Genomic DNA, 22,341 nt, shown 5'->3' with positions numbered 1-22,341 from the left:
GGTTCAATCCCTCAATGATGCCTGGAATCGCTCTTTTAATGCCTCTACACATTTGGCAACGGTAGCGGCAATCTCCTCTTCTTCGAGTGTACGGCTGGTATCCTGAAGGATCAGACTGATAGCCAGGCTCTTAAAGCCCTCTGCCACGCCCTTGCCGCGGTACACGTCAAATAAGTTTACGCCAACTACCTGATTTACGCCAACTTTCTTACATTCGGCCAAAATATCTGCGGCAGGCACATTTTCAGCCACCACAACTGCGATATCACGACGGTTTGCCGGGAAGCGAGAAATCTCCTGAGCCTGAGGAATGACGCGGTCTGCGACCTTGTTCCACTCCAGTTCAAACGCCAGTGTACGGCCATTGAGATCGAGTTTGCGTTCCAGTTCCGGATGCACAACACCAATGAAACCAACGCGTTCACCTTTCAGATAAATCGCGGCACTTTGTCCCGGATGCAGCGCCGGAATGGCTTCAGCACGGAACTCAATTTCAGACAATTTACCGGTCAGATCCAGCACCGATTCCAGATCGCCTTTCAGGTCGTAAAAATCAACGCTGTTTTTGCTGAGATCCCAGTGCTCCTCATAGCGGTTGCCGCAGATAGCGCCCGCCAGCATCAGATCCTGACGGATACCCAGGCTCGCCTGAGTGTCCGGCACAAAGCGCAGACCGGTTTCGAAAATGCGCACGCGGCTCTGCTGACGGTTCTGGTTGTAGACGATGGTGCCCAGCAGGCCGGTCAGCAGCGACAGGCGCATGGCGGACATCTCGCTGGAGATTGGGCTTGGCAGGATCAGCGCTTCCTGGCCCGGATGGATCAGCTGCTGCACTTTCGGGTCAACGAAGCTGTAGGTGATCACTTCCTGGTAGCCTTTATCGTTCAGCATGGTTTTCACACGCTTCAGAGAGAGGTCGGCTTCGCGATGGGAGCCCATCACCAGGCCTGCCTGCACCGGCTCATCAGGGATGTTGTTGTAGCCGTAAACGCGGGCCACCTCTTCCACCAGATCTTCTTCGATCTCCATATCGAAACGCCAGCTTGGCGCAACGGCTGTCCACTGGTCCTGGCCTTCGGTCACTTCACAGCCCAGACGACGCAGAATGTCGCTCACCTGCGCATCGGCAATGTGGTGGCCAATCAGGCGGTCCAGCTTGCTGCGGCGCAGGGTAATGGTCGCAGGCTTCGGCAGATGCGCCTCGCTGGTCACATCAACAACCGGACCGGCTTCCCCACCGCAGATGTCGATCAGCAGGCGGGTAGCGCGCTCCATGGCTTTGTACTGCAGCGCTGGATCCACGCCGCGCTCATAGCGGTGAGACGCGTCGGTATGCAGGCCGTGACGACGTGCGCGACCGGTAATGGAGAGCGGGCTGAAGAAGGCACATTCCAGCAGCACGTTCTGGGTTTCATCGTTCACCCCGGAGTGGTCGCCGCCAAAGATCCCGCCCATCGCCAGCGCCTGGCCGTGGTCGGCAATCACCAGCGTGTCGGCATTGAGTTTGGCTTCGCTGCCGTCCAGCAGAACCAGGGTCTCGCCCTCTTTCGCCATACGAACCACAATGCCGCCTTCGATGCGATCTTTATCGAACGCATGCATCGGCTGACCGAGCTCCAGCAGGACGTAGTTGGTCACATCAACCACCGCATCGATGGAGCGAATACCGCAGCGGCGCAGCTTCTCTTTCATCCACAGCGGAGTGGGTGCCTTCACGTTAATGCCTTTAACCACACGGCCAAGGTAGCGCGGACAGGCATCCGGTGCGTCAACCTGAATCGATACGGTATCGTTGATGGTGGCAGCAACCGGTGCAATCTCTGGCACGTTCAGTTCGGTCTGGTTCAGCACAGCGACGTCGCGCGCAACGCCGATAATGCCTAAGCAGTCAGCACGGTTCGGGGTCACGCTGATTTCGATGGTGTTGTCATCAAGCTTCAGGTATTCGCGCAGGTCGGTACCGATCGGTGCATCTGCTGGCAGCTCAATGATGCCAGAGTGGTCGTCAGAAATACCCAGCTCAGAGAAAGAGCACAGCATGCCTTCAGAGGGCTCGCCGCGCAGTTTCGCCGCTTTAATTTTGAAATCGCCAGGCAGCACCGCGCCGACGGTCGCCACGGCTACCTTCAGGCCCTGACGGCAGTTTGGCGCACCGCAGACGATATCCAGCAGGCGTTCGCCGCCCACGTTTACTTTGGTAACACGCAGCTTGTCTGCATTCGGGTGCTGGCCGCACTCCACGACTTCACCCACAACCACGCCATTAAACGCGCCTGCAACCGGCTCAACGCCGTCCACTTCCAGGCCTGCCATGGTGATCTGGTTAGAGAGCGCCTCGCTGTCGAGCGCGGTGTTTACCCATTCGCGTAACCACAGTTCACTGAATTTCATTGTTCTGTCCTGCCCTTATTTAAACTGTTTGAGGAAACGCAAATCGTTTTCGAAGAATGCACGTAAGTCGGTCACGCCATAACGCAGCATGGTCAGACGCTCCATCCCCATACCGAACGCAAAGCCGGAGTAAACTTCCGGGTCGATGCCGACATTACGCAGGACGTTCGGGTGCACCATGCCGCAGCCCAGCACTTCCAGCCATTTGCCGTTTTTACCCATCACGTCGACTTCGGCAGAAGGTTCAGTGAACGGGAAGTAGGAAGGACGGAAACGGATCTGCAGATCTTCTTCAAAGAAGTTGCTCAGGAAGTCGTGCAGAGTGCCTTTCAGGTTGGTAAAGCTGATGTTTTTATCCACGATCAGCCCTTCCATCTGATGGAACATTGGGGTGTGGGTCTGATCGTAGTCGTTACGATAGACGCGGCCCGGCGCGATAATGCGGATTGGCGGCTGCTTCTCTTTCATGGTGCGGATCTGCACGCCAGAGGTCTGGGTACGCAGCAGACGGGTAGCATCGAACCAGAAAGTGTCGTGGTCAGCACGTGCCGGGTGATGGCCTGGGATATTCAGGGCATCGAAGTTATGGTAATCGTCTTCGATTTCCGGGCCGGACGCCACGGTAAAGCCGAGCTCACCGAAGAAACTTTCAATGCGGTCGATAGTCCGCGTAACCGGGTGCAGGCCACCGTTTTCAATACGACGACCCGGCAGGGAGACGTCGATGGTTTCTGCAGCCAGACGGGCGTTCAGCGCAGCGCTTTCCAGCGCGTTTTTACGCTCGTTCAGCGCCTGCTGAACCTGCTCTTTGGCTTCGTTAATTACCGCACCTGCAGCCGGGCGCTCTTCTGGCGGCAATTCACGCAGGGTAGTCATTTGAAGGGTCAATTGCCCTTTCTTGCCCAGATATTCCACGCGGACATTGTCTAACGCGGCAACATCTGAGGCCTGGTTAATGGCGGCCGTTGCACTGGCAACCAGCTCTGCGAGATGTGACATGGTTTTCCTCGTTATGTAGCGATATTTACAAGCGGCAGATACGAAAAAAGCCTCCATCAGGAGGCTTTCTGGCGCTGTTTTCCGTTTCGTCTTTCACGCGCTAGCCTCCTGATGTCAGGTGCTAAAGTAAAAGAAGAAGCGGAAAATAGCAGCATTCATGCTTGCGTTACCTTGTGTGGTATGGAACCTGTCGCCCTATTGAAAAGGGTCGCCAGAAAATTGTCAATTTTTTGATGCTGTTGAAACGAAAAGAGGGAGCAAAGCTCCCCCTTTCAACTGGCTTATGCCAGAGCTGCTTTCGCTTTTTCGACCAGAGCGGTGAACGCTACTTTGTCGAATACGGCGATGTCAGCCAGGATCTTACGGTCGATTTCAACAGAGGCTTTTTTCAGGCCGTTGATGAATTTGCTGTAAGAAATACCGTTCTGACGTGCTGCTGCGTTGATACGCGCAATCCACAGTTGACGGAACTGACGCTTACGCTGACGACGGTCACGGTAAGCGTACTGACCTGCTTTGATAACAGCCTGGAAGGCAACGCGGTATACGCGTGAACGCGCACCGTAGTAGCCTTTAGCTTGTTTCAAAATTTTCTTGTGACGTGCACGTGCAATTACACCACGTTTTACGCGAGCCATGTGTGCTCTCCTGTATCTATTCTAAGTTAAAAAAGTTAAACGTTAACGACTTATGCGTACGGCAGGCACGCGATTACCAGCCCCAGATCGCCTTTAGAAACCATGGCTTTTGGACGCAGGTGACGTTTACGCTTGGTAGCTTTCTTAGTCAGAATGTGACGCAGGTTAGCGTGCTTGTGCTTAAAACCACCTTTACCGGTTTTTTTGAAGCGCTTAGCAGCACCGCGTACGGTCTTAATTTTTGGCATTTTAATAACTTCCACTTCGCATTGTTAAATAAACGAAACGTAGGCGAACAAAACCTGCGAAACCTGTCGGCTCCACAGGAATTGCTACTTGAAGGCCTTACTGTTTCTTCTTAGGAGCGAGCACCATGATCATCTGGCGGCCTTCGATCTTCGTAGGGAAGGATTCGACTACTGCCAGTTCACTCAGATCGTCACGGACGCGGTTAAGCACTTCCATACCGATCTGTTGGTGGGCCATCTCACGACCGCGGAAACGCAGTGTGATCTTGGCCTTATCGCCATCTTCCAGAAAGCGAATCAGGCTGCGGAGTTTTACCTGATAATCGCCATCGTCGGTACCAGGACGGAATTTAATTTCCTTAACCTGGATAACTTTTTGCTTCTTCTTCTGTTCCTTAGAAGACTTACTCTTTTCATAAAGGAACTTGCCGTAGTCCATGATACGACAAACTGGCGGTTCGGCGTTAGGGCTGATTTCAACTAAATCTACTCCAGCTTCTTCAGCCTTTTCGATTGCTTCTCTCAGACTCACAATCCCCAGCTGCTCGCCTTCCAGACCTGTTAAGCGAACTTCCTGGGCGCGAATCTCGCCATTGATACGATTCGGACGTGCCGTTTGAACTCGTTTTCCGCCTTTAATACCTTATTCCTCCAGTTGTTGAAGACTGCGGCTGCGAATCTCTTGTTGCAGCTTCTCAATCACTTCGTTTACGTCCAGGCTGCCCAGGTCTTTACCACGGCGGGTGCGAACGGCTACTTTGCCTGCTTCCACCTCTTTATCACCACAGACCAGCATATACGGGACACGACGTAAAGTGTGCTCGCGGATTTTAAAGCCAATCTTCTCATTTCTCAAGTCTGCTTTTACGCGAATGCCCGCATTTTGTAGTTTCTGCGTCAATTCTTTAACGTAATCAGCCTGAGAATCGGTAATGTTCATCACCACTACCTGCACCGGCGCAAGCCAGGTTGGGAAGAAGCCAGCGAACTCTTCGGTCAGGATGCCGATAAAGCGCTCCAGAGAACCGAGAATCGCACGGTGAATCATTACCGGAACCTGACGCTCGTTGTCTTCGCCAACGTAAGAGGCGCTTAAACGCTGCGGCAGGGAGAAGTCCAGCTGTACAGTACCGCATTGCCATGCACGATCGAGGCAGTCATACAGGGTAAATTCAATTTTCGGACCGTAGAATGCGCCTTCGCCCAGCTGGTATTCAAACGGGATACCGTTCTCTTCCAGCGCGACGGCCAGGTCCGCCTCAGCACGATCCCAGGTCTCGTCACTGCCGATACGTTTTTCAGGACGAGTTGAGAGTTTGACCACGATCTTCTCGAAGCCAAAGGTGCTGTACATATCGTAGACCATACGAATACAGGCGTTAACTTCATCACGCACCTGATCTTCAGTACAGAAGATGTGCGCGTCATCCTGCGTAAAGCCACGAACACGCATCAGGCCATGCAGCGCGCCTGATGGCTCGTTACGGTGGCAGCTACCGAACTCCGCCATACGCAGCGGCAGATCGCGGTAGGATTTCAGACCCTGGTTAAAGATCTGAACGTGACCCGGACAGTTCATCGGCTTGATGCAGTATTCACGGTTCTCAGAAGAGGTGGTGAACATCGCATCTTTGTAGTTGTCCCAGTGGCCGGTTTTTTCCCACAGCACACGGTCCATCATGAACGGGCCTTTCACTTCCTGGTACTGGTACTCTTTCAGCTTGGAACGCACGAAAGTTTCCAGCTCGCGGAAGATGGTCCAGCCGTCGTTGTGCCAGAAGACCATACCCGGCGCCTCTTCCTGCATATGATACAGGTCGAGCTGCTTACCGATTTTACGGTGGTCACGCTTCGCTGCTTCTTCCAGGCGCTGCAGGTACGCATTCAGGGCTTTTTTGTCGGCCCAGGCGGTACCGTAGATGCGTTGCAGCATCTTGTTGTTGCTGTCGCCACGCCAGTAAGCACCTGCGGTCTTCATCAGTTTGAAGTGATGGCAGAAACGCATGTTCGGCACGTGCGGCCCACGGCACATGTCGACATATTCTTCATGATGATACAAGCCAGGCTTATCATCATGAGCAATGTTTTCGTCAAGAATGGTGACTTTGTAGCTTTCGCCACGCTTCACGAAGGTTTCACGCGCTTCGTGCCAGCTCACTTTCTTCTTAATGACGTCATAGTTGCTCTCAGCCAGCTCGTGCATACGCTTTTCGAGGGCTTCGATATCTTCCTGGGTCAGGGTGTGGTCAAGGTCAACGTCATAGTAGAAGCCGTTGTCGATAACCGGGCCGATTGCCATTTTGGTGTGAGGCCACAGCTGTTTGATCGCATGACCGAGCAGGTGCGCGCAGGAGTGACGAATGATCTCCAGACCTTCTTCGTCTTTCGCGGTGATGATCGACAGCTTCGCATCGTTTTCAATTAAATCGGAAGCATCAACCAGCTCACCGTCTACGCGGCCAGCGATAGTGGCTTTCGCCAGTCCCGGGCCGATATCCAGCGCAACATCCATTGGGCTTACAGCGCGGTCAAAATGGCGTTGGCTGCCATCAGGAAGAGTAATAACAGGCATTTTATGTCCTTATTTGCAGTGATGCCCCACACATAAGAGCATATGCAAAGAAAATAATCTTTAATTTACAGTGAATTGCAAAACCATCTGACCAACAATCGTCAAATTGGCCCGCAACCATGCACAGGATCGAAATCAGACAAATGACAATTTACGATCAGCCCGGAGATGGTAACACTAACAAAAGTGTGAAAACACCCTTTACAGGTAGAATGAACGCGTTAGTACTTTTGCATGAGTTTGACGTGGAATTTCAGACAGCTCCTCGCAATAGCGAGTTGCTGAGCTATTCTTGAACTGGTCCTTCAACATTCCATGGGGCAAATTATGAACGTATCCAGCAAAACAGTCGTTATCCTGAACATTCTTTCTGCCACCGCCTTACTCGTGATTCTGGCAGATAAGTTTCACTGGTTTTGACGCGGTTGTTGCAGGTGCCTGAGGATTTAGCACCCCGGTGAAGCGCAATTATCTTTGTTCTTTGGTAGACTGCATGAATCAATGAACAAGGATGATCGGATGCCAACGAAACGCTTTTCAAAAAAACACTGGAAGATGGTGATTGTGTTAATCGCCATCTGCGTTGCCATGCTGTTATTACGCTGGGCGGCAATGATTTGGGGATAATCGCAACGCTTTCTCCTGACCTACAATGTTATTTCGCCTCGTGTCTTTAATAATGGCGCGAATATAAAACTTCGTTTTAAGTAACTTTACAAAAACGACAAAAATAAAAAAACCGGTACGTCAAAATCCGGTTTTTTTTAGTGGCAATAACGGCCCGCAAATGAATTCAGGTAACCTGACAAATCAATCAGGACCATTCACCGGCGACCAGTTTATGCACGTCGAACGCGTCATCCATGGATTGCCCGGTAGATTGCGAGCCCGGGGCGATGTTCGATCCGGCTTCTACATCAGAGGCTTTGGTAATGCCGATTTGTGTAGAGGTGTCACTGGCAGAGTTATATACAGCGTCAGCGGCAAATACGCCGAATGACAGTGCAGAAAGCACCAATGCTGCAGATGCAGTTGTGATTTTATTCATAATGTTTTTCTCTTACTGAATTAATACAGACCAACTTAAGGCAATATCTAGCCTGTGTTCATAGTTTAGATCTGGATCACACTTTTGCATAGTCAAAATATTTATCAATTCGTGTCAAATAAATTGAATAGTTAACGAAGCGAGGAATTGTGGAGAGAATATGGAGATATCGGCTAGCGCTATATTTTAAAACGGCGTTTATTATTTATCAGCACAAAAATCAAAAACGGGCCAATATAGTCTTGGCCCGCGATAATTACATTTTGTAGCCCAGAGAGACGGTGGTTCTGCGATCGGTATGTTCCGGCGCAGACGCTGGCGGCTCAGAGTTCCAGGTCACATTGTATGCAACTTTCAGCCCGAAATGGGCGTTGATTGCCACGTTGAGCGCGGTTTCGGAGTTGACGGTAGTGTCGTCAGCGCCAAAGACAGAAACGCCCTGGCTGAATTTCGCGTTTTCGGTCATCTGCCATGCATAGGTTCCGGACGCGTAGCCCAGCGGCTGGGTTTCCGTGTCGCCGTCAGTGTATTCGTCATAGCGTACGCCCGGACCAAATTCAAAGCGGAAGCTGTGTACCGGACCGTTCAGGAACTGCCGACCGTAACCGGCGGTCGCGACATCGCGCTCACGATAGCCGTTATAGCGATCGGTTAACCAGCTTGCCTGGCCAAACAGATAGTCATAGTCGGTCATGTTGTAACGGCTACGCCCACCGACCGCATATTTCTCGGAAGAACGCTCATCGTTAGAGGAGGTATTGCTTGCATTACCCCACAGCGACCAGGCGGTCGTGTTGCCGTACCAGGTCAGGGTGGTGTCTGCAGTCAGGGAAGAGCTTTTCGTATTGCCCGATTGCGCCAGATAACCTGCGTTAAGGTTGCCTTCGAAGGGTTTCTGTGCAGTGGAGGGATCATCCATGACAGTAAAAACGGAATCATCGGCTGCTGCATTCATTGACGCAAGCAGGCCTCCCGCTAACATCATCGCAGCGGGTACTGTCTTTAAGAGCTTCATTTATAAAGAGTCCGTACAACAAAAAAAGAGACCATTACGGTCCCGGAAACTTTCTTGCGGATCAATGCCATGGGATCCTTGGAAAGGTAACAAATTATAAAAAGGCTCAAATAACATAGCAATGATTTCTTGTTTCATTTTTGGAATAAGAACGATCTCAAAGCCCTCTAATATTTATAAAAAACAGTCACGTTACGTAAAGATATTTATATTAGAAATCATATTGTTATTTCTTTCGCTTCTGTGGGTTCGGTGCCAGGCTTAATGCAAACCTCACTTACAGGAGATAAGCATGGATCGTATTTTTACGTTGACGCTCTCCCCTTCCCTGGACAGCGCTACCCTGACGGCACAAATCTATCCTGAAGGTAAACTCCGCTGCAGCGTGCCGGTCTTTGAGCCCGGCGGCGGCGGCATTAACGTCGCCCGGGCTATTACGCACCTGGGCGGAAAAGCCACAGCCATCTTTCCCGCGGGCGGTGCGACGGGCGAACATCTCGTCTCACTCCTCGCCGACGAGCAGGTCGCCGTCGATACGGTTGAGGCTCAGGACTGGACCCGGCAAAACCTGCACGTTCACGTTGAATCCTCTAACGAGCAATACCGCTTTGTGATGCCTGGGGCGACGCTAAGCGAAGATGAGTTCCGCCAGTTGGAAGAGAAAGTGCTGGCCATCGAGAGCGGCGCATTGCTCGTTATCAGCGGCAGTCTGCCACCCGGCGTGAAAACCGAAAAACTGACGCAGCTGATCCGCGCTGCCCAGCAGAACGGCATTCGCTGCATTGTCGACAGCTCCGGGGAGGCGCTCAGCGCCGCGCTGACGCTTGGCAATATTGAGCTGGTTAAACCCAACCAGAAAGAGCTGAGCGCGCTGGTCAATCGTGACCTCAGCCAGCCGGATGATGTGCGTAAGGCCGCCGAGGAGTTAGTGAAAAGCGGCAAAGCGCGGCGGGTCGTCGTCTCCCTGGGTCCGCAGGGGGCGCTGGCCGTTGATGAAACCGGCTCGGTACAAGTGGTACCGCCACCGATGAAAAGCCAGAGCACCGTCGGCGCAGGTGACAGCATGGTCGGCGCCATGACCCTGAAACTGGCGCAGGGCGCATCCTTACGGGAGATGACCCAGTACGGCGTGGCCGCAGGCAGCGCGGCAACCATTAATCACGGCACCCGACTCTGCTCGCTGGAAGATACGCAGAAGATATTCAACTATCTGGCAAATGCGTAATGGCGGCCCTCCCGGTTATCCGGCGAGGGCGACAAATAGCATGAATCGACTATGCTAAAAAATTTCGGGATAACAACGAGGTGAATGATGAGCAGTGGAGAGATCGCGCGCTACGTGGTAACCATTCAAGTGCATGAAGATACGCTGACCGAGCTCAACGAAATGAACAACAACCTCACCCGCGGAGGTTTTTTACTGACCATGACTGACGATGAGGGCACGCTGCATGAGCTGGGCACCCATACTTATGGTCTGGTTACCCCGCTGAGTGAAGAAGAGGTGAAGGCGCTGGCGTCGGGGCTGGTTGAGAGCGCAACCGGGAAAGAGCCGCAGGTTGAAGTCACGCGCTGGGAAAACTGGCATAAAGAGCAACAATAAATGCCCCAGGGCCAACCAAACGGCCCAACTGTGCGTTAGCTCGTATTTTTTTACCATAGTTTCACGCTAACTTTATGATCTGGCAGACAACATGGGAGAGCGATCATGTGGCAGGCTATCAGTCATCTTTTAAGTGAACAGCTGGGCGAAGGTGAAATTGAACTGCGTAATGAGCTGCCAGGGGGCGAAATCCACGCCGCGTGGCATCTGCGCTATGCGGGCCTCGATCTCTTCGTGAAATGCGACGAACGTGAGCTGTTACCGATATTCACGGCAGAAGCCGATCAGCTGGAACTGCTCTCCCGCAGCAAAACCGTATCTGTCCCGACAGTCCGGGCCGTAGGCAGCGATCGCGACTACAGTTTTCTGGTGATGGACTATCTCCCTCCCCGTCCGCTCGACGCGCACAATGCCTTTATTCTGGGGCAGCAGATCGCCCGCCTGCATCAGTGGAGCGAGCAGCCGCAGTTTGGCCTCGATTTTGACAACGATCTCTCCACCACTCCACAACCCAACGCCTGGCAGCGACGCTGGTCAACCTTCTTTGCCGAACAGCGCATCGGCTGGCAGCTGGAACTGGCGGCGGAAAAGGGACTGGAGTTCGGCAATATTGACGCCATTGTCGATCATATTCAGCAGCGTCTGGCCTCACACCAGCCGCAGCCTTCGCTACTGCATGGCGATTTATGGTCGGACAACTGCGCGCTGGGTCCGAATGGCCCCTATATCTTTGATCCGGCCTGCTACTGGGGGGACAGAGAGTGCGATCTCGCCATGCTGCCGCTGCATCCTGAGCAGCCGCCACAAATTTACGACGGCTACCAGTCGATATCCCCGCTGCCGGCAGATTTTCTGGAAAGGCAGCCGGTGTATCAGCTCTATACGCTGATGAACCGCGCCATTCTGTTTGGTGGGGAGCATATGGTGAATGCGCAGCGAGCGCTGGAGCGTGTACTGGCGGCATAACGCGCAGGCTGCCGGGCTTCAGCGCCCGGCAGCGAACGCTTAGATCAGGCCGAGCAGGGAAAACAGGAAGTACCCGGCGACGATCATCAGCACGGGCAGCACGTAGAGCGTGAAAATTTGCAGGAAAATAGTGTTATTCGGCACCACAATACGTGATTCGATCTGCTCACGGGTTAATCCTTCTTCCCCTCTCGCTTTCTCAAGAATCAGCTGCGCCTCCAACCCTTCGCGGATCATGCGCGTCTGGCGGCGCATCCGCGCTCCCGAAGCCTGCAACGCGAGAGCAATAAAGATCAGGGCAAAAATAATCCAGAATGCGATGTTCATCTCCTGCCGAAAATCGGGCGTCGGCGAGTTGTACCAGAAAAAGTTCAGGAATGGGGTATTGAACCGCATCATCTCAATCATGACATGGGCAAAATCAAGCATCACGGCGTTGATTCCGGCCTGCTTCTCGCTGTGGTCATAGATAAATTTCAGAACAGAAATAATGGTCGAGATAACTGACGGGATAAAAATCACCCATCCGGCGATCTGTTTCAGTATCGCGACGCGTCCAGCTTGTTGATATGTCATTGGTTCCTCATAATCGAATTACATCCTTTGAGGCTAAGTCTACCTGCTGGATCTCATTTTCGCCCGCTCTTTACTGGCGATATGCTAAATTGCCAGGGTGAGGTAGCGCTTACCGCTGCTAAAACCAACGAAAGGAGAGGTTGCATGTCGACGCCACGTCAAATTGTTGCTGCCATTTTTGATATGGATGGATTACTGATTGATTCTGAGCCGCTGTGGGATCGGGCTGAACTGGATGTGATGGCGAGTCTGGGTGTGGATATCAGCCGCCGCCACGAACTGCCGGATACCCTCGGCCTGCGCATCGATATGGTGGTTGAACTCTGGTACGCCCACCAGCCGTGGGTAGGCCCGGGCCGGGATGAAGTGACCGATCGCATTATTAACCGCGCCATTACGCTGGTGGAAGAGACCCGTCCCTTACTCAAAGGCGCGCGTGAGGCCGTATTACTCTGTAAAGAGCAGGGGCTGAAGGTCGGTCTCGCTTCCGCCTCGCCGCTGCATATGCTGGAGAAGGTGCTGATCATGTTCGATCTGCGCGACAGCTTTGACGCGATGGCCTCGGCAGAAAAGCTCCCGTACAGCAAGCCGCATCCGCAGGTCTATATGGATTGCGCCGCGAAGCTGGGCGTCGACCCGACCGCCTGCGTAGCGCTGGAAGACTCGGTGAATGGCATGATTGCCAGTAAAGCGGCCCGGATGCGCTCTATTGTCGTGCCTGCGGAAGAGAACCAGCACGACGCGCGTTACGCACTGGCCGATGTCAAACTGACCTCCCTGCAGGCGCTCACCGTGGCGCATCTACGCGGGTAATGGTCACTGGCGGGCAGCACCCTGTTGCCCGCAAACATGACCGCCTTAAAAATTTTTGAAACAGCATTTCATTTTAATTTGATCTTCCTGATAACTGATTCTATGCTTACCTCAGAACAACTATACCCCCCTACATGCTGAGGTCTGTATGATACTGGATGCCTTTAATCTTTCAGGAAAAGTTGCCATCGTTACCGGCTGTGATACCGGCCTCGGCCAGGGCATGGCGCTGGGTCTGGCCCAGGCTGGGTGCGATATTGTCAGCGTCAATCGCCGCGTTCCTGAAGAGACCGCTGCGGGCGTGAAGGCGCTGGGGCGCCGGTTTCTGGCTATTCAGGCCGACCTCAGCAAGCAGGATGCTATTGAAAGTCTCGTTGAACAGGCGGTGACCGGCATGGGGCGGGTCGATATCCTGGTGAATAACGCCGGGACCATCCGCCGGGAAGATGCATTGACCTTCAGTGAGAAAGACTGGGATGAGGTGATGAACCTCAACCTGAAGTCGGTCTTTTTCCTCTCTCAGGCCGTGGCCCGCCAGTTTATTGCGCAGGGGCAAGGGGGCAAAATTATTAATATCGCTTCCATGCTCTCCTTCCAGGGGGGGATCCGCGTTCCCTCTTATACCGCGTCAAAAAGCGGCGTGCTGGGGCTCACCCGGCTGCTTGCCAACGAGTGGGCGCAACATGGTATTAACGTAAATGCCATCGCCCCGGGGTACATGGCGACCAACAACACCCAGCAGCTACGCGACGACGAACAGCGCAGCAAAGAGATCCTCGACCGTATTCCGGCAGGTCGCTGGGGCAAGCCAGACGATCTCCAGGGCCCGGCGGTGTTTCTGGCCTCTTCCGCCTCGGACTATGTGAACGGTTATACCCTTGCCGTTGATGGGGGCTGGCTGGCGCGTTAACAGCTTTGTGACAAAGAGTTACACCGTCACTACTTCCGTATACTGTATAAAATCCCTATACTGGATGCATCGACAGTTTAGTGGGTTTTATCATGACGGCGGAAGGTCATCTGCTTTTTTCTCTCGCCTGCGCAGTGTTTGCCAAGAACGCTGAGCTTACACCAGTGCTGGCGCAGGGTGACTGGTGGCATATTGTGCCATCGGCGGTTTTGACCTGCCTGTTACCGGATATCGATCATCCTAAGTCGCTGCTCGGGCAGCGGCTGAAGTGGATCTCCAAACCCATTGCCCGCGCCTGCGGCCATCGCGGCTTTACGCACAGCCTGCTGGCGGTGTTCGCCGCCCTGACCCTCTTCTATTTAAAAGTGCCCGACAGCTGGCTTATTCCCGCAGACGCCATTCAGGGAATGGTACTGGGTTACCTGAGCCATATTCTGGCCGACATGCTCACCCCGGCAGGAGTTCCCCTCCTTTGGCCCTGCCGCTGGCGTTTTCGTTTGCCTATCCTCCGACCGCAAAAAGGCAACCAGCTGGAGCGTGCGCTGTGCATGGCCCTGTTTGCCTGGGCCGTCTGGATGCCTCAGACGCTGCCTGAAAACGGCGCCGTGCGCTGGTCTTCGCACATGATCAATTCGCTGCAATTTCAGTTCAACCGCTTTATTCATCTGCAAAGTGAGCAGTAACTGGACAAACTTAACCGTTTTGGCATAACCCATTCCATTTGGATATAAGCGACTGGATCACACTTCTGCTAACCTTGCGCCAATAAGGTCGGACTGATACCGATCTGATATTAAATCAGGAGAACGGGGATGAATTTTCCATTAATCGCGAACATTGTGGTGTTCGTCGGCCTACTGCTGTTGCTGGCGCAGGCGCGTCATAAACAGTGGAGCCTGGCTAAAAAAGTGCTGGTCGGTCTGGTCATGGGCGTGGTCTTTGGCCTGGCGCTGCAGGCCATTTACGGTTCCAGCCATCCGGTGCTGAAAGAGTCTATTCAGTGGTTTAACGTTGTCGGAAACGGCTACGTCCAGTTGCTGCAGATGATCGTCATGCCGCTGGTCTTCGCCTCTATTCTGAGCGCGGTTGCCCGTCTGCATAACGCCTCCCAGCTGGGGAAAATCAGCTTTCTGACCATCGGTACGCTGCTGTTTACTACGCTTATCGCGGCGCTGGTCGGTGTGCTGGTCACCAACCTGTTTGGCCTGACGGCAGAAGGCCTGGTGCAGGGCACCGCGGAGACCGCGCGCCTGACCGCCATCGAGACCAACTATGCGGGTAAAGTAGCGGATCTCACCGTTCCGCAGATGCTGCTCTCCTTTATCCCGAAAAACCCGTTTGCCGATCTGACCGGTGCCAACCCGACGTCTATCATCAGCGTGGTGATTTTCGCCGCCTTCCTGGGCGTGGCTGCCCTGAAGCTGCTGAAAGATGATGCGCCGAAAGGCCAGCGCGTACTGACCGCCATCGATACCCTGCAGAGCTGGGTGATGAAGCTGGTGCGTCTGGTGATGCAGCTGACCCCGTATGGCGTTCTGGCGCTAATGACCAAAGTGGTTGCGGGCTCGAACCTGCAGGACATCATCAAGCTGGGTAGCTTCGTGGTGGCCTCTTATCTCGGTCTGGGCATTATGTTTGTGGTTCACGCCATTCTGCTCAGCGTAAACGGCGTCAGCCCGCTGAAATATTTCCGCAAAGTGTGGCCGGTACTGACCTTCGCCTTTACCAGCCGCTCCAGCGCAGCGTCTATTCCACTGAACGTGGAAGCGCAGACCCGTCGTCTGGGCGTGCCAGAATCAATTGCCAGCTTCTCCGCCTCCTTCGGCGCGACGATTGGCCAGAACGGTTGTGCGGGTCTCTACCCGGCGATGCTGGCGGTGATGGTTGCCCCAACGGTTGGGATTAACCCGCTGGATCCGGTATGGATTGCGACCCTGGTGGGGATTGTCACCGTGAGCTCTGCCGGTGTGGCCGGTGTGGGCGGCGGCGCAACCTTCGCGGCGCTGATTGTTCTGCCTGCGCTGGGTCTGCCGGTAACGCTGGTGGCCCTACTGATCTCCGTTGAACCGTTGATCGACATGGGTCGTACCGCACTGAACGTCAGCGGCTCCATGACCGCCGGGACGCTGACCAGCCAGTGGCTGAAGCAGACCGACAAAACCATTCTGGCAAGTGAAGACGACGCGGAGCTCGCGCACCGTTAATCGCCTTCTGAGTTAAAAAAAACCGCCTTCAGTAATGACGGCGGTTTTTTTATCTCTGTTAATCCTCAACCTCTTCATCCTGACGGACCTGCAGCGCCCAGCGCTGGGCTGATTCCGGAACGGTAAATGCTGGAGAACGACGAAAACGCTCCCCGATCAGTACGAAGGCCACATATTTGCCGCGTAACAGCCAGACGTCACGAAAGCCATCCATTTTGGTGGCATGTTCTGGCGGCGCAGGTTCAACGCGAGGCTGGTAACTGATCACAGGGCGATTTTGTTGGCGAAGAGGTTTCATAAGCAGCAGTTTCACTAAACAAACATAAAAATCAGCAAATTCTTATCATAGCCGATTGCCCCTCCTGCGTCGCGCCTCACGTGTTTTATCAAGCATAAGCACTGGCCTTAGTTCGGCCTTTCACCCGGTCTATAACCCGCAATGTTCTATAGTTATTGAGTTTTGACGCAAAAACGGCCGCATTTCAGCAATGAAAAGGAGACGAGTGCAATGTCGCAAAATGATAAAACCCATAAACCTGAACAGTCCCCGCTTCACGATGCCAGCGAAGCGAAACCCGGAATGGACTCGCTGGCCCCGGCGGACGGTTCTCACCGCGCCAGTCCAGTCCCTACTCCACCAGGTCAGGAGCCTACGGCCCCCGGCAGCATGAAGGCGCCAGATACCGGCAACCAGAAACTGAATGCCCTGGAGGGGGTTCGCAAAGGGGGTGAAAACTTCCCGTTGACCACCAACCAGGGCGTGCGTATCAGTGACGATCAGAACTCCCTTCGTGCCGGTACCCGCGGTCCCACCCTGCTGGAAGACTTTATCCTGCGGGAGAAGATCACCCACTTTGACCATGAACGTATCCCGGAGCGCATCGTACACGCGCGCGGCTCCGCCGCTCACGGCTATTTCCAGCCTTACAAAAGCCTGAAAGAGATTACTAAAGCCGATTTCCTGTCGGATCCGGATAAAATCACACCGGTCTTTGTGCGCTTTTCCACGGTACAGGGCGGCGCAGGTTCTGCCGATACGGTGCGCGATATTCGCGGTTTCGCCACCAAGTTTTACACCGACGAGGGTGTTTTTGATCTGGTGGGCAACAACACACCGATCTTCTTTATTCAGGACGCACACAAGTTCCCCGATTTTGTTCACGCCGTAAAACCGGAACCTCACTGGGCTATTCCCCAGGGCCAGAGTGCGCACGATACCTTCTGGGACTATGTCTCGCTGCAGCCGGAAACTCTGCATAACGTGATGTGGGCGATGTCCGACCGCGGCATTCCGCGCAGCTACCGCACCATGGAGGGCTTTGGCATTCATACCTTCCGGCTGATTAACGCCGAAGGCAAAGCCACCTTTGTGCGCTTCCACTGGAAACCGGTAGCCGGTAAAGCCTCGCTGGTATGGGATGAGGCGCAAAAGCTCACAGGGCGCGACCCGGACTTCCATCGCCGCGATCTGTGGGAATCCATCGAAGCAGGCGATTTCCCGGAATTTGAGCTCGGTTTCCAGCTGATCCCGGAAGAGGACGAGTTCAAATTTGATTTTGATATCCTCGATCCGACCAAGCTGATCCCGGAAGAGCTAGTGCCGGTTCAGCTGGTGGGCAAAATGGTGCTCAACCGTAACCCGGACAACTTCTTTGCCGAAAACGAGCAGGCCGCGTTCCACCCAGGGCACATCGTTCCCGGGATGGATTTTACCAACGACCCGCTACTGCAGGGGCGTCTGTTCTCCTATACCGATACGCAAATCAGTCGCCTGGGCGGGCCTAACTTCCATGAGATCCCGATCAACCGACCCACCTGCCCGTACCATAATTTCCAGCGGGACGGGATGCACCGCATGGAGATCGACACCAACCCGGCGAACTACGAGCCAAACTCGATCAATGACAACTGGCCGCGCGAAACGCCGCCGGGGCCAAAACGGGGCGGGTTCGAGTCCTATCAGGAGCGCGTAGAGGGATCGAAGATCCGCGAGCGCAGTCCCTCTTTCGCCGAATACTATGCCCATCCACGGCTGTTCTGGCAGAGCCAGACGCCCGTTGAGCAGGAGCATATCATTGGCGCCTTCAGCTTTGAGTTAAGCAAAGTGGTGCGCGCCTACATCCGCGAGCGGGTGGTCGATCAGCTGGCTCATATCGATATTACTCTCGCGCAGGGCGTGGCGGACAACCTGGGCATCACCCTTACCGACGAGCAACGCAATCTGGTTCCGCCGCAGGATGTTAATGGCGTGAAAAAGGATCCTTCCCTCAGCCTTTATGCCGTTCCTGGCGGCGATATTAAAGGTCGCGTGGTAGCGGTATTGCTGAACGATACCCCGCGGGCGAGCGATGTGCTGGCGGTGCTGCGGGCGCTGAAGGCCAAAGGCGTCCATGCCAAACTGCTCTATTCGCGTATGGGTGAAGTCACCGCTGATGATGGCTCGGTGCTGCCAGTGGCGGCCACCTTCGCCGGTTCACCGTCGTTGACCGTCGATGCGGTCGTCGTGCCGTGCGGCGATATTCAGAGCCTGCTGAATAACGGCGACGCCGCTTACTATCTGCTGGAAGCATACAAGCATCTCAAGCCGATTGCGCTGGCTGGCGATGCCCGTCAGTTTAAGCCGCTGCTGAAGGTGGCAGATCAGGGCGAAGAAGGGATCGTCGAAGGCGACACGGCTGCGGGTGCGTTTATGGATGAGCTGACGTTGCTGATGGCAGCGCACCGCGTCTGGTCGCGTCGCAGTAAAATCGCCGCTATTCCTGCGTAAAAAAAAGCCGGGTGGCGGCTTCGCCTTACCCGGCCTACTAATTCGCTACAACTCTGTACCGGTGGGACATACGTTTACCCGGTCCACAACATCGTAGGCCGGGTAAGCGCAAGCGCCACCCGGCAATTTTTCACAAATCCCTGAACGTTCCCAGACGATACCCGCGCTCGGCAATCGCATACTTCAGCGACGTCGAGGTCAGCACCTCCATCTCCGCCAGCCGCGGCCAGCAGTAAGCGCTTTTACGGATCGTATTGTCGATAAAGGCCGGATGCGCCATCACCTCCAGCGACCGCTCTCCCTGCTGTACGGACCTGTCCAGTACGCTTAAAAACAGCGCTTCACTGATTTCATCGCCATAAAATGCGCTACTGAAACCGTCCGTCGTGGGCGGCAGATCACCCCCCGTTTCGCCGGGCATGTCGAACTGACGATCCACACGCAGCGCCACCCCTTTGCGGCGGGCAAACTCGGCTACCAGCGGGAAGATGGCCGGGATCATATGGACGTGATGATGGCTGTCGATATGGGTCGGTTCGCGCCCGAAGAGATCGACGAAGCGATTGAACTGACAGTCCAGCTCGCGGGCGATCTCCTCCAGGGGTAACGTCCCCTGCTCTGCCATCTCCCAGATCCATTTACCCAACAGCCCGTCCCGGGTCAGCCCTGGCATGGCGGTCAGCGGCATACCAAGGGTCAGAACAAAGTGCATACCCACGCCCAGATCGGGCAGATCCCGGCTGAGCGCCGCGGCGTGCTCAATGGCTTCGCCGTTGACCATGGCGGTGGTAGAGGTCACCACGCCGTGCCGACAGGCTTCCACGATGCCGTAGTTCTGCCCTTTTGAGAGGCCAAAATCATCGGCATTGACGATCAGCAGATATTCCATAGCGATCCCTCTTAGTGCTGCTCGCTTTTCAGTTTATCGATAGTGGCGGCGAAATTCGGCAGCCATTTTTCATGGGCCAGAATCAGATCCCGCGCCAGCTTCTCGGCATCGCGATCGGAGTGCACCAGCGGGCTCAGGTTCAGCGCCAGCAGCACGTCGTTCAGCTCGCCGCTGATCGCCGCCTGGCTTGCCGCCACTTCAAAGCCTTTGATGGTGTGGATAAGCCCCATCACTTTGTCATCGAAATGGGTCAGACGCGGATGCGGCTTCGCCCCGTCGCGGCCCAGGATGCAGGTCATCTCCACCGCCCAGTCAGCCGGGATGTTATCAATGTGACCGTGGTGCGGCACGTTGACATAGTGTTCCGCCTGCTTGTCGTTGTAGATGGCGTTGATCACTTCGCAGGCTGCATCGGAGTAGTAGGCCCCGCCGCGCTGCTCCAGCTCTTTCGGCTTCACGTTCAGATCCGGGTTCTTATAGAGCTCGAACAGCTGTTTTTCCACCTTCTGCACCACCTGCGCGCGGGCGCCGCCTTTGTAGTATTCGCCCATCTCGATCGCCAGCATCTCTTTCAGCTTGAAGTAATAGAGCAGATAGGAGCACGGCAGCAGATTCAGGGAGCGGATCAGCCCTTCGCTAAACGGCAGGTCAAAGATGTTCTTCACTGAACTTGCTTTCAGGGTGCCGCTGGCAACGCCATCCAGCAGCTCCGGGAAGCGTGATTTGCCGTTGACCAGGACATCCTTGATAAAGACCATGTGGTTCAGGCCAAACAGGTCGATAGAGAGGTCGTCGTTGTCGGTCAGCGCCAGCACGTCGCGAATAAACATCTTCATGCCGATAGGGATATTGCAGACCCCAATGAAGCGTTTGAACCCGGTATGGCGATAAACCGCTTCGGTGACCATTCCGGCCGGGTTGGTGAAGTTAATGACCCACGCCTGAGGACAGATCTCCTGTACATCTTTAATGATGTCGAATACCACCGGAATGGTGCGCAGCCCTTTGAACAGGCCGCCTGCACCGTTGGTCTCCTGCCCCAGATAGCCGTAGCTCAGTGGGATACGCTCATCCAGCTCGCGCGCTTTCAGCTGGCCGACACGCAGCTGCGTCGTCACGAAATCAGCATCTTTCAGCGCCTGACGGCGGTCGAGGGTTTTATGCACGGTCATCGGCACGCCCGCTTTTTTCACCATGCGCTGGCACAGGTCGAAAATAATATCGAGCTTCTCCTGGCCTTCGGCCACGTCAACCAGCCACAATTCGCTGACCGGCAGTTCATGATAACGCTTAAGGAAGCCTTCCAGTAATTCCGGGGTGTAGCTGCTTCCGCCGCCAATGGTTACGACTTTAAGTTTCTTTTGCATAATATTCTCCCTGGAGATCCGCTTTTTAAGTATAGCGATCCCGTCCCACTTATATTGGGCAAGTCTGTTAATCGATATTCCCGGCGGTAATACCGCCGGACGTTAATTAATAACTGTGAGGTTTTTCCGGTAGCTGTTAGGTGTAAATGAGGTCAATTTCTTAAAGGTTTTAATAAACAGACTCGGACTGCTATAACCGGATTCGTAAGCAATATCCGTCACCGAATAATTGGTGATTTCCAGCTGTTTTCTGGCGAAATTGATCCGTATTTCATTAATAATCTGCATCGGCGTTTTCTGATAATAACGCTGGGTGGCACGGGTCAGGTATTCCTGGGATTTACCCGACAGCGCCACCATATTCTCCAGCGCGTTTTCCCCAAAACGCAGCTTGTCATGCATCATTTCAACGGTCGTGCGCAGCCATTGCGGAATATCGTCGGTCGCCTGCTGATCTTCGCGATAATGGCGCAGGCGATTGACGACGTAAAAGGTCACCGCTTCAATAAATTCATCGAATTCATTATCGCGGAAGTTGAGCGAGGCAATAACGGTGTCGATCCAGTTCAGGAATTCACTTTTAACGTGATAAACCTGCGATGCAACAAAGCAGAATGGCAGCAGCGGCGAGTAGTGGGTTTCGAAGAAGCGTTTACTGATGCCGACGTTGAGAATGCGCGTGGCGCCAAAATCGTAAAAGCTCTGATGGTGAGAACCCATCGGGATAAAAACAAAATCCCCACGCTCCAGCAGAACCCGCTTGCCGTTGATCTCCTGGAAATAGCGGCCGGTCAGCACAATGGTGAACTCATAGTAGTCATGCTGATGCAGACCGCTGATGCTCTCCACCTTGTTGTAGATAAACACATGAAAATTTTTACCATTAAACAGCTGTTGTTCCCGGGCGGTAGTGATTTCCATGGCGCTGACCTCCTGCTATCAGTCTGACTTACTGCATTTTCTCGTGAAGTTCGATGAGTTCCGCCACCAGCTCACGCGCCAGCATGGAGGTCATCAGATGGTCCTGGGCGTGTACCAGCACCAGGCTGACCTTCATTTTACCTTCACCCTGATCGCTTTCGATCAGTTTTGTTTGCACCAGGTGCGCTTCATTGAGCGCGGTGCGCGACTGGGCCATCATCTCTTTCGCGGTGTCGAAATCGCCCTGCTTGGCTTTTTTCAGCGCCGCGTACGCCAGGCTGCGGGCCTGACCGGAGTTGATGATAAGTCCCATCACTACTTCTTCAAGATCGTTCTCTACGACCTCTTCCGCTTCTGCTACCACATTATCTAAATCAAACATGTTTTCTCTCCTGTACTGACGCGGGTCGCCCC

General features: G+C 54.2%; 25 protein-coding genes and 1 other annotated feature. Of the genes, 10 read left to right on the top strand and 15 right to left on the bottom strand.

Features of this window, described 5'->3' with window-relative positions:
* Positions 1 to 3: 3 nt before the first annotated feature.
* From pheT to thrS, 7 genes are all read right to left on the bottom strand, one after another.
* A complete protein-coding gene (gene pheT, locus FHC51_RS14930; protein ID WP_114315228.1) occupies positions 4 to 2,391 on the bottom strand; it encodes a phenylalanine--tRNA ligase subunit beta in 2,388 nt (795 codons plus the stop codon).
* 15 nt (positions 2,392 to 2,406) lie between these two features.
* Entirely contained in the window at positions 2,407 to 3,390 is a 984-nt protein-coding gene (pheS, locus tag FHC51_RS14925; RefSeq protein WP_220435902.1) for a phenylalanine--tRNA ligase subunit alpha, read from the bottom strand.
* A 40-nt stretch (positions 3,391 to 3,430) separates the two neighbouring features.
* Positions 3,431 to 3,554 (bottom strand) — a sequence feature (Phe leader region).
* Positions 3,505 to 3,549, bottom strand: a complete 45-nt coding sequence (pheM, locus tag FHC51_RS14920) for a pheST operon leader peptide PheM (protein WP_001386830.1) — start codon at positions 3,547 to 3,549, stop codon at positions 3,505 to 3,507. Its footprint overlaps the feature before it by 45 nt.
* Positions 3,555 to 3,671: 117 nt before the next feature.
* Positions 3,672 to 4,028: a 50S ribosomal protein L20 gene (rplT, locus tag FHC51_RS14915; RefSeq protein WP_000124850.1), complete on the bottom strand. Its 357-nt coding sequence runs from the start codon at positions 4,026 to 4,028 to the stop codon at positions 3,672 to 3,674.
* Positions 4,029 to 4,078: 50 nt separating this feature from the next.
* Complete coding sequence (gene rpmI, locus FHC51_RS14910; protein WP_001124225.1) at positions 4,079 to 4,276, bottom strand: 50S ribosomal protein L35; 198 nt, start codon at positions 4,274 to 4,276, stop codon at positions 4,079 to 4,081.
* Positions 4,277 to 4,373: 97 nt separating this feature from the next.
* Complete coding sequence (gene infC / locus FHC51_RS14905; protein WP_023616141.1) at positions 4,374 to 4,916, bottom strand: translation initiation factor IF-3; 543 nt, start codon at positions 4,914 to 4,916, stop codon at positions 4,374 to 4,376.
* Positions 4,917 to 4,919: 3 nt separating this feature from the next.
* Positions 4,920 to 6,848: a threonine--tRNA ligase gene (thrS, locus tag FHC51_RS14900; protein WP_103823853.1), complete on the bottom strand. Its 1,929-nt coding sequence runs from the start codon at positions 6,846 to 6,848 to the stop codon at positions 4,920 to 4,922.
* Between the two features lie 315 nt (positions 6,849 to 7,163).
* Between thrS and yncL the strand changes: the two genes are divergently transcribed.
* Together yncL and yniD are read left to right on the top strand one after the other, a co-directional pair.
* Positions 7,164 to 7,268 (top strand): stress response membrane protein YncL, encoded by a 105-nt coding sequence (yncL, locus tag FHC51_RS14895; RefSeq protein WP_309236337.1) that lies wholly within the window; start codon positions 7,164 to 7,166, stop codon positions 7,266 to 7,268.
* A 99-nt stretch (positions 7,269 to 7,367) separates the two neighbouring features.
* Positions 7,368 to 7,475, top strand: a complete 108-nt coding sequence (yniD, locus tag FHC51_RS14890) for a small membrane protein YniD (RefSeq protein WP_103823852.1) — start codon at positions 7,368 to 7,370, stop codon at positions 7,473 to 7,475.
* A gap of 187 nt (positions 7,476 to 7,662) precedes the next feature.
* On the opposite strand, the gene FHC51_RS14885 is transcribed toward yniD, so the two are convergent.
* Positions 7,663 to 7,896: a hypothetical protein gene (locus FHC51_RS14885; RefSeq protein ID WP_103823851.1), complete on the bottom strand. Its 234-nt coding sequence runs from the start codon at positions 7,894 to 7,896 to the stop codon at positions 7,663 to 7,665.
* Positions 7,897 to 8,152: 256 nt separating this feature from the next.
* Positions 8,153 to 8,911, bottom strand: a complete 759-nt coding sequence (locus FHC51_RS14880; protein WP_114315230.1) for a YdiY family protein — start codon at positions 8,909 to 8,911, stop codon at positions 8,153 to 8,155.
* Between the two features lie 292 nt (positions 8,912 to 9,203).
* Between FHC51_RS14880 and pfkB the strand changes: the two genes are divergently transcribed.
* From pfkB to FHC51_RS14865, 3 genes are all read left to right on the top strand, one after another.
* On the top strand, positions 9,204 to 10,136 hold the full coding sequence (gene pfkB, locus FHC51_RS14875; protein ID WP_220435901.1) for a 6-phosphofructokinase II: 933 nt from the start codon (positions 9,204 to 9,206) through the stop codon (positions 10,134 to 10,136).
* A gap of 87 nt (positions 10,137 to 10,223) precedes the next feature.
* The gene (ghoS, locus tag FHC51_RS14870) at positions 10,224 to 10,514 is read left to right on the top strand and encodes a type V toxin-antitoxin system endoribonuclease antitoxin GhoS (protein WP_103823848.1); all 291 of its coding nucleotides are present in this window, start codon (positions 10,224 to 10,226) and stop codon (positions 10,512 to 10,514) included.
* Between the two features lie 105 nt (positions 10,515 to 10,619).
* Entirely contained in the window at positions 10,620 to 11,480 is an 861-nt protein-coding gene (locus tag FHC51_RS14865; protein WP_103823847.1) for a fructosamine kinase family protein, read from the top strand.
* Positions 11,481 to 11,519: 39 nt separating this feature from the next.
* Here the strand turns inward: FHC51_RS14865 and FHC51_RS14860 are convergent, their stop codons facing one another.
* Entirely contained in the window at positions 11,520 to 12,056 is a 537-nt protein-coding gene (locus tag FHC51_RS14860; RefSeq protein ID WP_220435900.1) for a YniB family protein, read from the bottom strand.
* Positions 12,057 to 12,200: 144 nt separating this feature from the next.
* On the opposite strand from FHC51_RS14860, the gene hxpB reads away from it, so the two are divergent.
* The 4 genes from hxpB to FHC51_RS14840 all read left to right on the top strand — a co-directional run bounded on the left by hxpB (position 12,201) and on the right by FHC51_RS14840 (position 15,983).
* On the top strand, positions 12,201 to 12,869 hold the full coding sequence (hxpB, locus tag FHC51_RS14855; RefSeq protein ID WP_220435899.1) for a hexitol phosphatase HxpB: 669 nt from the start codon (positions 12,201 to 12,203) through the stop codon (positions 12,867 to 12,869).
* A 148-nt stretch (positions 12,870 to 13,017) separates the two neighbouring features.
* Positions 13,018 to 13,779 carry a 2-dehydro-3-deoxy-D-gluconate 5-dehydrogenase KduD gene (gene kduD, locus FHC51_RS14850; RefSeq protein WP_103823845.1) on the top strand — a complete coding sequence of 254 codons (762 nt, stop codon included), beginning with the start codon at positions 13,018 to 13,020 and terminating at the stop codon, positions 13,777 to 13,779.
* 92 nt (positions 13,780 to 13,871) lie between these two features.
* Positions 13,872 to 14,462 (top strand): metal-dependent hydrolase, encoded by a 591-nt coding sequence (locus FHC51_RS14845; RefSeq protein ID WP_103179294.1) that lies wholly within the window; start codon positions 13,872 to 13,874, stop codon positions 14,460 to 14,462.
* Positions 14,463 to 14,591: 129 nt separating this feature from the next.
* Positions 14,592 to 15,983: an L-cystine transporter gene (locus FHC51_RS14840; protein WP_103823844.1), complete on the top strand. Its 1,392-nt coding sequence runs from the start codon at positions 14,592 to 14,594 to the stop codon at positions 15,981 to 15,983.
* Between the two features lie 58 nt (positions 15,984 to 16,041).
* On the opposite strand, the gene cedA is transcribed toward FHC51_RS14840, so the two are convergent.
* Positions 16,042 to 16,296: a cell division activator CedA gene (cedA, locus tag FHC51_RS14835; protein ID WP_103179292.1), complete on the bottom strand. Its 255-nt coding sequence runs from the start codon at positions 16,294 to 16,296 to the stop codon at positions 16,042 to 16,044.
* A 195-nt stretch (positions 16,297 to 16,491) separates the two neighbouring features.
* On the opposite strand from cedA, the gene katE reads away from it, so the two are divergent.
* Positions 16,492 to 18,750, top strand: a complete 2,259-nt coding sequence (gene katE, locus FHC51_RS14830; RefSeq protein ID WP_220435898.1) for a catalase HPII — start codon at positions 16,492 to 16,494, stop codon at positions 18,748 to 18,750.
* A gap of 130 nt (positions 18,751 to 18,880) precedes the next feature.
* On the opposite strand, the gene chbG is transcribed toward katE, so the two are convergent.
* The 4 genes from chbG to chbA form a co-directional block, all read right to left on the bottom strand.
* Positions 18,881 to 19,639: a chitin disaccharide deacetylase gene (gene chbG, locus FHC51_RS14825; RefSeq protein ID WP_220435897.1), complete on the bottom strand. Its 759-nt coding sequence runs from the start codon at positions 19,637 to 19,639 to the stop codon at positions 18,881 to 18,883.
* 11 nt (positions 19,640 to 19,650) lie between these two features.
* Positions 19,651 to 21,006, bottom strand: a complete 1,356-nt coding sequence (locus FHC51_RS14820) for a 6-phospho-beta-glucosidase (RefSeq protein WP_103823840.1) — start codon at positions 21,004 to 21,006, stop codon at positions 19,651 to 19,653.
* A 102-nt stretch (positions 21,007 to 21,108) separates the two neighbouring features.
* On the bottom strand, positions 21,109 to 21,927 hold the full coding sequence (gene chbR / locus FHC51_RS14815; protein ID WP_220435896.1) for a transcriptional regulator ChbR: 819 nt from the start codon (positions 21,925 to 21,927) through the stop codon (positions 21,109 to 21,111).
* Positions 21,928 to 21,955: 28 nt separating this feature from the next.
* The gene (chbA, locus tag FHC51_RS14810; protein WP_103823838.1) at positions 21,956 to 22,309 is read right to left on the bottom strand and encodes a PTS N,N'-diacetylchitobiose transporter subunit IIA; all 354 of its coding nucleotides are present in this window, start codon (positions 22,307 to 22,309) and stop codon (positions 21,956 to 21,958) included.
* Positions 22,310 to 22,341: the final 32 nt, after the last annotated feature.

Origin of the sequence: Leclercia sp. EC_58 (assembly GCF_019584355.1) — a bacterium.
GTDB lineage: Bacteria > Pseudomonadota > Gammaproteobacteria > Enterobacterales > Enterobacteriaceae > Enterobacter.
Note: the sequence above shows the minus strand (reverse complement) of the source record. Positions and strands in the feature narration are given on the sequence as shown.

What these genes read in the sequence shown, in the direction of transcription:
- FHC51_RS14840 (WP_103823844.1), top strand. Translation starts at nt 14,592, where the DNA reads ATGAATTTTCCATTAATCGCGAACATTGTGGTGTTCGTCGGCCTACTG.
- FHC51_RS14860 (WP_220435900.1), bottom strand. Translation starts at nt 12,056, where the DNA reads ATGACATATCAACAAGCTGGACGCGTCGCGATACTGAAACAGATCGCC.
- FHC51_RS14885 (WP_103823851.1), bottom strand. Translation starts at nt 7,896, where the DNA reads ATGAATAAAATCACAACTGCATCTGCAGCATTGGTGCTTTCTGCACTG.
- chbR (WP_220435896.1), bottom strand. Translation starts at nt 21,927, where the DNA reads ATGGAAATCACTACCGCCCGGGAACAACAGCTGTTTAATGGTAAAAAT.
- hxpB (WP_220435899.1), top strand. Translation starts at nt 12,201, where the DNA reads ATGTCGACGCCACGTCAAATTGTTGCTGCCATTTTTGATATGGATGGA.
- chbA (WP_103823838.1), bottom strand. Translation starts at nt 22,309, where the DNA reads ATGTTTGATTTAGATAATGTGGTAGCAGAAGCGGAAGAGGTCGTAGAG.
- pfkB (WP_220435901.1), top strand. Translation starts at nt 9,204, where the DNA reads ATGGATCGTATTTTTACGTTGACGCTCTCCCCTTCCCTGGACAGCGCT.
- FHC51_RS14820 (WP_103823840.1), bottom strand. Translation starts at nt 21,006, where the DNA reads ATGCAAAAGAAACTTAAAGTCGTAACCATTGGCGGCGGAAGCAGCTAC.
- kduD (WP_103823845.1), top strand. Translation starts at nt 13,018, where the DNA reads ATGATACTGGATGCCTTTAATCTTTCAGGAAAAGTTGCCATCGTTACC.
- yniD (WP_103823852.1), top strand. Translation starts at nt 7,368, where the DNA reads ATGCCAACGAAACGCTTTTCAAAAAAACACTGGAAGATGGTGATTGTG.
- pheS (WP_220435902.1), bottom strand. Translation starts at nt 3,390, where the DNA reads ATGTCACATCTCGCAGAGCTGGTTGCCAGTGCAACGGCCGCCATTAAC.
- chbG (WP_220435897.1), bottom strand. Translation starts at nt 19,639, where the DNA reads ATGGAATATCTGCTGATCGTCAATGCCGATGATTTTGGCCTCTCAAAA.
- FHC51_RS14865 (WP_103823847.1), top strand. Translation starts at nt 10,620, where the DNA reads ATGTGGCAGGCTATCAGTCATCTTTTAAGTGAACAGCTGGGCGAAGGT.
- ghoS (WP_103823848.1), top strand. Translation starts at nt 10,224, where the DNA reads ATGAGCAGTGGAGAGATCGCGCGCTACGTGGTAACCATTCAAGTGCAT.
- pheT (WP_114315228.1), bottom strand. Translation starts at nt 2,391, where the DNA reads ATGAAATTCAGTGAACTGTGGTTACGCGAATGGGTAAACACCGCGCTC.
- katE (WP_220435898.1), top strand. Translation starts at nt 16,492, where the DNA reads ATGTCGCAAAATGATAAAACCCATAAACCTGAACAGTCCCCGCTTCAC.
- rpmI (WP_001124225.1), bottom strand. Translation starts at nt 4,276, where the DNA reads ATGCCAAAAATTAAGACCGTACGCGGTGCTGCTAAGCGCTTCAAAAAA.
- thrS (WP_103823853.1), bottom strand. Translation starts at nt 6,848, where the DNA reads ATGCCTGTTATTACTCTTCCTGATGGCAGCCAACGCCATTTTGACCGC.
- rplT (WP_000124850.1), bottom strand. Translation starts at nt 4,028, where the DNA reads ATGGCTCGCGTAAAACGTGGTGTAATTGCACGTGCACGTCACAAGAAA.
- yncL (WP_309236337.1), top strand. Translation starts at nt 7,164, where the DNA reads ATGGGGCAAATTATGAACGTATCCAGCAAAACAGTCGTTATCCTGAAC.
- FHC51_RS14880 (WP_114315230.1), bottom strand. Translation starts at nt 8,911, where the DNA reads ATGAAGCTCTTAAAGACAGTACCCGCTGCGATGATGTTAGCGGGAGGC.
- FHC51_RS14845 (WP_103179294.1), top strand. Translation starts at nt 13,872, where the DNA reads ATGACGGCGGAAGGTCATCTGCTTTTTTCTCTCGCCTGCGCAGTGTTT.